We start from the raw sequence: 10,308 nt of genomic DNA, 5'->3' as shown, positions 1-10,308 counted from the left end.
AGGCTGTTGTAGATTCTTCGTACACAGACTAAGACCGATCCAAGAAATGCAAAAATCCGTGCTTCAGCAAAGCTTCTTCCACCCGATCAAGCTTTTCTGCAATATTTTGGAATTGGTGAAGCCTTTTCTGCGCAGCTTCAAGCGAGCCCACTTTAGCGGCATAACGACCCAAGTGGTGAATAAAAGAGCCCATGTACCTCAATTTGATAAGATCCGGAAGCATGCTGATCTCATCAGCACTTAACGAAGCGTGTTCACTATATCCGGAAATAAAGCTTTCCGCGTAAGCAGAGAATGAGCTCTCTTCATGGACATAAGACATTAAGCCAACAGCGAGTTCCATCGCTCTAACATCCGGTGAGCAAAATTCAAAGTCCAATATTCCGGAAATACGTCCGTCATTCAATAATACATTACTTAGCGCTAGATCGCCGTGCACCAGTTGATGAGGCAGCAGGGAGAAAGCCGGCTTCAGCCCCTCCATACGTAGAAGCTCTTTGAGCATAAAATCTGCTGCCTGAACATCGCTTTGTTCCCAAGGATCAGATAACAGATCATGAAGCATTTCTTTAGAAATGAGCGGATGAACCTCGTACAGATGATATGAACCACGATATGGAGGCTTATCAAGAACCATCACTCTGCTAAGAGCGTGTGAAAGTTCTCCCGCCGCCTTACCGAACAAGTATGTATCCTCCGTATTAGGGCGTTCGCCTGGTATGCAATGAAACAATACGCCGATCTGTCCATTGTCCAGACGAGTAAGCAGCTGTCCGTCATGATTGTGCACAGGCACCGGAATTTCGAAGGAAACGGCCTCCTGCTTCAATGCAGCCAGCACTGCAAGCTCGTACTGGATGGGCTGCTCGTCACGACGATTATCATATACCCGGAATACGTAACGATCTTCTCCCGCAAATACATAACAAGTGGTGTTGTTAACCCCATAGGAGACCGGCTTCGTCCATACGTCCCGAATTTCTTTGAAATAAGCATTCTTGATTTCCTTTTGTAAAGCATGGTGCTTATCCACTCTGTTCACCTCAGTTAAGTTGGTCTTCAGTTGTTATGGGAAAGGAGCTCTCAATCCGCTCCATATCCATTCCCTCTAGTTCCCAGCCTATTGCATTCAAATTATCCCGGATATGTTGAATGTTCGCGGCCTTCGGGATCGTCACAACGCCCTCCCTACGAAGTATCCAGTTTAATGCAACTTGATGGGCCGTTTTTCCATACTTGGCTCCGATCTCCTCCAGAACAGTTCTCTCTTCTGTGCCGACAGCGGGAAATCCTCGTTTGCCAAATACTCCAGGAGCATAACCGAACGGCGAATATCCCATGACAGTAATCCCATTACTGAGGCAATAAGGAAGCACATCGTCTTCTATCGCTCTATCGTTCAAGTGATAGCCTACCTGATTGCATACTAACGGATGCTTGCCCAAAGCATTCTGGGCTTCCTTCATAAGCTCCGGACTAAAATTACTAACCCCAATATGCTTGACCCAGCCTCTCTCGACTAGTTCACTCATTGCGCTCATCGTCTCTGCTACCTCGAATTGAGGACTTGGCCAATGCTGCAAATAAAGATCGATATAGGAGGTTTGCAGCCGCTCGAGACTCGACTCCGCTGCTTGCAGCACCCCCTCGTATGAACAATGCTTGGCAGAAACCTTCGTAACAAGGAATACATCCTTACGAACGTCTTTAATAGCCTCTCCTACAATACGCTCCGAGCCTCCTTTGGCATATTCCTCTGCCGTATCGATCAGGGTCATTCCATTTTCCAAGCCTAGCCGTAAAGCTTCGATTTCTCTAGCCGCATTGCCCCTGTCCTCTCCGAACTTCCAGGTACCTTGACCGATCACGGGAATTTGTACATCGGTCACGCCTAATCTGCGATAGAACATCTAGCCTCATCCTTTCAAATGTTTTAAAAACAATATTCACACCTGCGGCTATCCTTGGCCGTCTATGTAATACCTTGTTATCCGCATTGACCTCTTCTCTAAATTCAAGCCCTTCCACGGCTGCATAATTCACGTCCATTTGCCCGATCCGACGAATGATCATAGGCCACTCTAATGTAATTATTTTACAAATGAATCAAACAGGGAGGCAAGTGGATTTTTTATTTTAAACAAACTCCCCTTGAGTAGGAAGCATCAGCGCTTCAATTATAAAAAGAGAGCCACCCAACGCAAGGTAGCTCTCTCCAGGTATCTTAGCTTTCCGGAAGCAGCAGTATTCTTTCCTTTACTTGTGAATCCGGTTCGGGGTATTCCAGCGGGAGGTTCTTCAATGCACCGACTATGATGTTCAGCACCAGATAATCCCGATACCAGCGATGGTTTGAAGGTACAATATGCCAAGGTGCATTCTTGAAGCTGCAATTCTGGAACACATCCTCATAAGCCTTTTCATAGGACTCCCAGAACTTGCGCTCCAGCAGATCGTCGGGATCAAATTTCCATGTTTTAGAGGGGTCTTTTAATCTTTGCTCGATTTTGGAGATTTGAAAGGATTGAGATATATGAAGAAAAATTTTAATGACTACGGTGTTGTGATCGGTCATGAGCTTTTCAAAATGCTTAATATGCTTAAACCGCTGTTCGGCCTCTTCATCGTCAATTTGTTCGTGTACGCGAGTGATGAGTACCTCCTCATAGTACGAACGATTGAACGCGGTTATATAGCCGCGGGCAGGCACTTCCTTGTGGGTTCTCCATAAAAAATCGTGAGCCGCCTCGTCCAAGGTCGGTTTTTTGAAAGATATCGCTTTAAAACCTTGAGGATTGACGCCAGACAGCACCTTTTTAATAACACCGTCCTTCCCGCTGCAATCCATCCCCTGAAAAATAATTAGCACCGAATATTTCTTCTGAGCGAACAAAATGTCCTGCAGCTGCTGCAGCTGCTCCTTAAGCTCCATCACAGCTTCGGCAACCTCTTCCTTGTTAGAGAAAGAGCCGGTATCTTCCGGATCATATTGACCTAACTTTTTCTTTTTTCCACGGGGCCATACATAGTTTTTCATAAAATCAGCCTCCCTGACTATCATGGGGTAACACAGGACTCTACATAAATCTATGTAGCATCAAATCACTATGATTCCTATTACCCTCACAAGCGTATTTGCGAAAAGGGGTTACGGCACGAATTTGTCGTAACCCTTCGGATCAAGGAGTTTGGGATCAAATCCAGTTTGCTTAATGGCCTCACCTTTAATAGACAAATTACAAGATTGGCATACGTACAGTTTCGTTTGCTTATTTTTAATCTTGACGTACTGCGGGTCGCTATGCTCGATTGTAAATTTTCCACTGCAATTAAAGCATTGAACCTCCAGGGACATAGGAATACCTCCTTCGTCAAATACGGTACCCTTTTAGTATCCCATATTATTCCATTCCCTTGTGTGACTAATTATTGAATTGTCCATAAAATAGCAAAACGGAGTGTTCCAAGATGGAACCACTCCGTTGTTCAGCAGCTATCCTAAACGTACAGGCACACCCTGCTCGGCGGATTGAAGCGCGGCTATGGCAATAGCCTGTGTCTTGACCGCATCCTCGTATGAGGACAAAATACCGCTGCTATCACCGCTCCTTACCGCATGCAGGAATGCTTCATGCGCTCGAACATAAGGATTGCTCTGATTTTTGTATTCGCTCACTATCGTCTTCCCGATCTCCTTGAGGCTTCCACTTGTTAACTCCATTATGCCTTGATCGGTATATAGATGCAGACCTGTTGGCCCGCCTACCGGGAGCATGCAGGTGTTCGAGATCGTAGCTACCGCTCCGCTCGCCAGCTTGATCGTGACCGTCCCGACATCCGGGGTCGTTACTCCCTCTTCTATCTTATGCATCAAACGGCTGCCATAAGCAGCGTATACCTCGACCGCCTCCCCCATCACATAGCGCATCAGATCGACGATGTGAGTGGTTTGCTCGACGAACTGCCCGCCGGAGCCGTCCTGCCTACGCCACCAAGCGACACGAGGCATACCGCCCATCCAGTAGCCCAGACCCATCCCGATCGTACGGTCTTCCAGAGCCGCAAGCGCACGCTGCGTCGAATCCATGTAGCGGAAATGATACCCGACGGACGTAATCAGCTTTTTCTCTTGAACCGCTTGAAGGATGGACGTTGGCAGCTCCAAATCTAGTCCTACCGGCTTCTCAACGAAAAAGGGAATCCCCCGCTCGATCAACGCACGCTCGACTTCTCCATGAGCCATCGGAGGTACGCAAATGTAAACAGCGTCCAAGGACGTTGCGTCCAGCATTTTATGAATGCTGTCGTAGCCTGTGGCTCCATCCCACTCCGCAGCTAACCGATCCGCCTTCTCCTGGCTCGTCGCACAGAAGGCCCGTATTTGCACCCCATCCATTTTTGCTAACAAATTGCAGTGAAACTTCGTAAAGCCCCCGGTACCGACAAATCCGATTTGCAGTGACATCGATTAACCCTCCCCATAGTGGTTAGCGCATTCTATTAAATAAGCTGATATTTATCCGAGCTCTGCAGATAGCTTAGTCCATGCCGACCACGTCGCGCCTGGCTCCAGCAGCCTAAACCCCGTTATTTCATTTGGCAGCGGCACATTAGGCGCATTATTCGTCCACGTTTGTGGCTCAGGGCAGGCAAATCCGCTCTTGCCGTCATCGTTCCAAACGGTCCAATGTCCGTATTGAGGATCTACCTCGTACACCAAGCTCGTATTCCGTGCCGTGTCCGTCAGTACGGCCCCGTAGAACGGCTGCCCGTTGCGCTCCATAGCGCTGCTTGTAAAATGCTTTGCATACGGTTCCCCTATAGGAGCAATTCCTTCTCCTCGCAGCTCCTTATCCGATTCGGATAGAGGCAACAGCTTACCGGTAGAAACAAATAGTGGAGTCAGATCCCACTCTTCCCCGACGGAAATGGCAAGACGGTAGTCCTCCTCCCGTCCTTCCGAATGAAACGGAACACGCAGGGCGGTATGAAACCCGACCCCAAGCGGCATCGGTTCGCTGCTGTGATTGGTAATTCGCACCAGCTGGTGAAGTCCTTGCTCGGACAGCGTATACGTCAGTTCATATGTAAATTCGTGAGGGAAGTAAGGGTGCATCTCGCCGTCCTTACCCATTTCCATGACAAGAACAAGCTCAACTGCATCATTATCAAGGACTTTCTCCGATTGGATGCGCCAAGGCCGTTTGTGCAAGATACCATGCATGAAATGCTCTCCATCCGAGCTGTTCAGCGGCAAAACATAATCCCGGTATGGCGTCGAAAACTTTCCTTCAATAATACGGTTAGGCGGAAACAAGGGAGGCAGCCCGTACCGTTGGCTTTTTTGTCTCAGCGTTTCTCCGTTATCCGGAGTGCGAAGGAAGCTTAAGTTGTCGGCAGGCCTGCTCAGCTCAACCATATTACTGCCAACGCTGTGCGCAATAACAGCTTTGTATCCTCCAGCATTTAATTGAATCGCAGGCACATCGTCAAAATGAACATGATAAATCGAAGCTTGGCTCATGAAGAAGCCCTCCTGGGACAATATGTAGTAGTTAATATATAGACAAACATCCTGACTTCATTATCCATTAAAAGAGAAGGAAGCGCAAAAGGGATTTTACAGATTAAAGAAAATAAATGTTATTTTTTTCTTATCCATATATTGACATGATATATATCGAATGTTAATATAACTCCATAATCAATATATCAGTTCGATATAGGAGTGGCTAACATGACAGGTCAAGACGCAATTTTGGGTTTACTAATGGAAAGCAGCATGTCCGGGTATGACATCAAACATCGATTTGAAGAGCTGCTTTCGTACTTTTTTGACGCAAGCTTCGGAACGATCTACCCTACCTTGAGCAAGATGGAGAAGGAAGGACTCATTACCAAGGAAAGCATTGAACAGCATGGAAAGCCGAATAAAAACATGTATACCATCACCGAGAAAGGCAAAGAACAATTCCATAGCTATTTGGACAGCAAGCTGCAAAATAACGTGCTTCGCTCCGATTTCATGGTTCGGATGTTTTTCGGCGAGTTCGCCGAGCCTGCGCTGATCCAAAGCTGGATGGAAGAAGCTATAGCTAGGGAAGAAGCCCACCTCGCCCGTTTGAAAAATGACTACGAACGCTACGGCAAATATATGACCCAGACACAGGAAATCTGCATTCAAATCGGTATCGCCAGCTCGGAGGGCAATTTGAAAATCGTCAGAGACGGATTGGCTAGAATAAAGCAAGCGGAGCAAGGCAGTCAACCCGCCCCGAATCAATAATTAGGAGGAATGTTCATGAGCAAGCAGCATAATGGTTTGATTTTGCTGGCAATGGCGCTGGGATTGCTGATGTCATCGCTAGATAATACGATCACATCGGCCGCGGTCAGCCATATTATTAAAGATATCGGCGGCTTTGAGAACATGAGCTGGGTATTCTCCGCTTACATGCTCGCGGCAACCAGCACGATGCTTGTATTCGGCAAAATGTCCGATCTGTTCGGGCGAAAACGGTTCTACCTTATCGGAATCAGCTTCTTCCTGATCGGCTCCGCCTTATGCGGCCTCTCGCAAAATATTACGCAGTTAATCTGGTTCCGAGCGCTTCAAGGCATCGGCTCCGGAGCCTTAATGCCTATCAGCTTCACGATCATCTACACCCTGTTCGCTGATCCGAAGCAAGCCGCCAAGCTGTCCGGCGTATTCGCCGCCATCTTCGGTTTATCATCTGTCGCCGGGCCGCAAATCGGGACGTTGCTGTCCGACTCCTGGGGCTGGCGCTGGTGCTTTTACGTCAATGTGCCTCTAGGTGCCTTGTCCTTTCTAACCCTTCTGTTCGCCTTAAAGGAGTCCCGCTCCGAACGTCGACCCAAGATCGATTACCTGGGCACTTTCCTGTTGATCATCTCCACCGTATCGTTAATGCTGGCCCTTGAATGGGGCGGCAAAGATTATGGATGGACTTCATGGCCTATTCTTTCATTGATTGCGATTGCTGCTATCGGAGGTATTTTCTTCGTCCGGACCGAGCTTCGTGCAGAAGAACCCGTGCTGCCATTGAAGCTGTTCCGTAACCGTATGATCACAGGAACCAGCATAGCTTGCATTTGCCAAGGAGCGATTATGTTCTCCGCCATTACTTACCTGCCCATGTTCTCCGTAGCTGTGCTTGGCCAGCAAAACTCGAACGGCATTTTGACTCCAATGATGTTCTCCTTAATTGTCGGTTCCATTGCTTTTGCTTCATTCCAAACCGTATTTTCCTTTCGCTCACTTATCATTACATCGATGATATTCGGTGTCATTACCGCCTATTTATTGATGACAGTGCCCAATAATGCTTCCAACGGGTACATGATTTTGCTTATGATACTGCTTGGCTTTGGAGCCATCGGGCCTTTGATGAGCATAGCTCAGAGCGCCGTAGCGTTTAGCGTAGATAAGCAATACATCGGGATCAGCTCCTCGATCGTAGGCTTTTGGAGAAACATCGGAGGTGTACTAGGAGCCACGATTATGGCGTCCATCGTCAACAATAACCTATCGCATATAATCCAAGACGGGGCACAGGCACATCAGATCCCCGCAGATAAGCTGGATACTCTGGCTAATCCCGAGCTGTTGATGAGAGCGGGAGCTACGATTCCCCAGGAAATAAAAGATTTCTTGAGAGAGTCGCTGGCAACCTCCATCAATCACGGATTTATTCTGGCTCTATGTCTGGCAGCTTTGGGCATCATCGCCGGGCTATCTGTAGGACCTGGCAAGCTGACCCGACCCAAAGCAGCTTCTCCGGAAGCAGCCAAGTCAGCTTAACTTTACTTCCTATACACACCAAAAACGGCTCTCCCGTTTTTTTTACGGGAGAGCCGTCAGATTAATGAGAAACCTGGTTTCTAGAAATTTGCTATACAGATAGGTGGGGTATGCCTCGGAGGAGTTTACGTCCGCCTTTGAAATCTTTGAATATACCGCTAAATTAATCAAATTCATAGATTTCAACAGCGGCTGGAGGGGCATACCCCACCGTTGTATACTAGCATATTTCATGTTTTAAGCTTCTCATAAATCAGAAGGCTCTCCCATCCATTGACGGGAGAGCCGTTTTTTCAACTCTTAACTAATACACCGGATACCGGCTTAGCTTCCTTCATTTGCTCAGGGTACCCATAGGTGCCGTGCTCGCTCAAGTCGAGGCCCATCATTTCTTCCTCTTCCGTTACACGGATGCCGATAGTAGCTTTCATAGCATACAGAATCACATAAGAGACAATGAAAGCAAATGCGCCGCATGCGACAATACCTAGTACTTGCACACCCAATTGCTCAAAGCCGCCGCCATATAGCAATCCAGCTTTCCCTACGCCGACTTTCTCAGCCAATTCCGGAGTAGCGAAGAATCCGTTGGACAAAGTCCCCCATACACCAGCCGTTCCATGAGCGGAAAGCGCGTAAATCGGATCATCGATGCGCAGCTTCTCGAACAGTCTCATGCTTGCAAATACGACGATACCTGCAACTAAACCAATCACAATGGCTGCCCACGGCTCAACGAACGCGCAAGATGCGGTAATAGCAACAAGCCCTGCAAGCGCTCCATTCAGCATCGTGCTGATGTCGCTTTTTCCTGTAAACATCCAAGAGATGATCAGAGCAGCTACAGCCCCTGCAGCCGCACCCAATTGGGTGTTGATCGCAATATAACCGAAGAAGCTTCCATCACCTGCAGTAATCGTACTTCCTGCATTAAACCCGAACCAACCGATCCATAGCAGCATCACACCTAATGTTGTGAACACTTGGTTGTGACCCGGAATTTCGTTTGGTGTACCATTTTTGTTATATTTGCCGATACGCGGCTTCAGCAGCAAGGTTGCTGCAAGAGCGGCCATAGCGCCCGTGAGATGAACAACAGTGGAACCAGCAAAATCCTGCTTACCGTGCTGAGCCAACCAGCCGCCGCCCCAAATCCAGTGCGCAATTACCGGGTAAACCACCGCTGAGAACAGCACCGCAAAAATCAAGTAAGCCGACAGCTTCGCTCTCTCCGCGAACCCGCCCCATGCTACAGACATTGAAATTGCAGCAAACGAAAGCTGGAATACGAACATGACTGTAGGTGCCACATTGCTTCCATCCGGCACCTCCATCATGTTGAAGCCGAAATAATCACCCCAACCGATGAGAGAACCGCCTTGCGAACCGAAGATAAAAGCATAACCTACCGCCCAGAAAACCAAAGAAACGATTCCTACTGTAAACACGGTTTTACCGGCAATATGACCGGCATTCTTCATTCGCGTGGAGCCCGCTTCCAGCATAATAAATCCGCATTGCATGAAAAGTACCAAGATTGCGCCCAACATTGTCCATATACCGTTTACGCCAATTTCCATATCGTCAACCTCGCTCGCTAGTCAGTTTGGTAGTTGCTAAGGATTTGATTCAATATCGCCTTCGAATCTGTTGTTCGACCCGTCTCTTTAAGTATGTGCTCAGCCTTCTGTATCCACGGAGCATCAACAAGCTCATGCTGCCATCGCTCCAGCATCGTCGTCATACAGCCTTCCGTAGTTTCCAGATGAAACTGGAGTCCGAGAACCCCTTCGCCATAAGCAAATGCTTGCTGCCTGCACGCTTCCGAGGAAGCCAGCGAAACCGCCCCTTCCGGAATATCGAAGCAGTCGCCATGCCAATGAAAAGAATAAAACTCGTCCGGAACTCCCTTTAATAATGGATGCTGTGTTCCATTTCGCTTCACCTGATGCCAACCGATCTCCTTATATTGGTTGCGGTAAACCTTCCCTCCCAGCACCTCTGCGAGCATTTGCGCTCCCAGACATATCCCGAGCACCTTTTTTCCCCGTTCGACTGCTTCACGTATGAACTTCTTCTCGCTTTGCAGCCATGGATACTCGTTATCTTGATAAGCGCTCATCGGACCTCCCAGAATGATTAGCAAATCGAAGTCATCGCAGGAAGGAGTATAGAACCCGTTAGGAGGAAACAGCACCGTCAGCTCATGTTCATGTCGTCCGATCCACGAGATGAAAAAAGACGGATCATCGAAGTCAAAATGCTTCAACAGCAGCACCCTCATGTAACTAAACCTCCCTTTTCTCTATATAGTATAAAGGTCATGAGCGTATTTTACCGGAATAACATATTATTTGTCAACAAAGTTAACACAATAAACACAGAATTCGATTTAACTAACGATAATTAAGGTTATATCTTACATTTAAATCAAATACATAACATATATATAACATGTGTTTAACAATTGGTTTTAATTGCATGTT

General features: G+C 47.6%; 10 protein-coding genes. 2 read left to right on the top strand and 8 right to left on the bottom strand.

The genetic code is table 11. The annotated features are described in order from the left end of the window. Positions 1-28 precede the first annotated feature (28 nt). The 6 genes from BP97_RS0130530 to BP97_RS0130505 all read right to left on the bottom strand — a co-directional run bounded on the left by BP97_RS0130530 (position 29) and on the right by BP97_RS0130505 (position 5,524). Positions 29-1,033 carry a phosphotransferase gene (locus tag BP97_RS0130530; protein ID WP_028552497.1) on the bottom strand — a complete coding sequence of 335 codons (1,005 nt, stop codon included), beginning with the start codon at positions 1,031-1,033 and terminating at the stop codon, positions 29-31. Between the two features lie 10 nt (positions 1,034-1,043). Further along, entirely contained in the window at positions 1,044-1,910 is an 867-nt protein-coding gene (locus BP97_RS0130525; protein ID WP_028552496.1) for an aldo/keto reductase, read from the bottom strand. A gap of 314 nt (positions 1,911-2,224) precedes the next feature. After that, positions 2,225-3,037, bottom strand: coding sequence for a PPK2 family polyphosphate kinase (locus BP97_RS0130520; protein WP_028552495.1), 813 nt, complete (start codon positions 3,035-3,037; stop codon positions 2,225-2,227). 111 nt (positions 3,038-3,148) lie between these two features. Beyond that, entirely contained in the window at positions 3,149-3,355 is a 207-nt protein-coding gene (locus tag BP97_RS37990; RefSeq protein WP_036746852.1) for a DUF2197 domain-containing protein, read from the bottom strand. Positions 3,356-3,493: 138 nt separating this feature from the next. Continuing rightward, entirely contained in the window at positions 3,494-4,465 is a 972-nt protein-coding gene (locus BP97_RS0130510) for a Gfo/Idh/MocA family protein (RefSeq protein ID WP_028552494.1), read from the bottom strand. 51 nt (positions 4,466-4,516) lie between these two features. Further along, complete coding sequence (locus BP97_RS0130505; protein ID WP_028552493.1) at positions 4,517-5,524, bottom strand: aldose 1-epimerase; 1,008 nt, start codon at positions 5,522-5,524, stop codon at positions 4,517-4,519. A gap of 213 nt (positions 5,525-5,737) precedes the next feature. Here BP97_RS0130505 and BP97_RS0130500 point away from each other — a divergent pair, with 213 nt between their 5' ends. Together BP97_RS0130500 and BP97_RS0130495 are read left to right on the top strand one after the other, a co-directional pair. Then, positions 5,738-6,286, top strand: a complete 549-nt coding sequence (locus tag BP97_RS0130500; protein ID WP_028552492.1) for a PadR family transcriptional regulator — start codon at positions 5,738-5,740, stop codon at positions 6,284-6,286. A gap of 15 nt (positions 6,287-6,301) precedes the next feature. Then, complete coding sequence (locus BP97_RS0130495; RefSeq protein WP_231506502.1) at positions 6,302-7,822, top strand: MFS transporter; 1,521 nt, start codon at positions 6,302-6,304, stop codon at positions 7,820-7,822. A gap of 293 nt (positions 7,823-8,115) precedes the next feature. Here BP97_RS0130495 and BP97_RS37980 read toward each other — a convergent pair whose 3' ends face one another. Both BP97_RS37980 and BP97_RS0130485 read right to left on the bottom strand, forming a co-directional pair. Next, a complete protein-coding gene (locus tag BP97_RS37980) occupies positions 8,116-9,402 on the bottom strand; it encodes an ammonium transporter (protein WP_036746850.1) in 1,287 nt (428 codons plus the stop codon). Between the two features lie 17 nt (positions 9,403-9,419). Further along, positions 9,420-10,106 carry a type 1 glutamine amidotransferase gene (locus tag BP97_RS0130485; RefSeq protein ID WP_028552490.1) on the bottom strand — a complete coding sequence of 229 codons (687 nt, stop codon included), beginning with the start codon at positions 10,104-10,106 and terminating at the stop codon, positions 9,420-9,422. Positions 10,107-10,308: the final 202 nt, after the last annotated feature.

This window comes from Paenibacillus sp. UNC451MF (genome assembly GCF_000686845.1).
Lineage (GTDB): Bacteria > Bacillota > Bacilli > Paenibacillales > NBRC-103111 > Paenibacillus_S.
The sequence above is the reverse complement of the archived record's forward strand: the minus strand, read 5'-3'. Positions and strand labels throughout refer to the sequence as shown.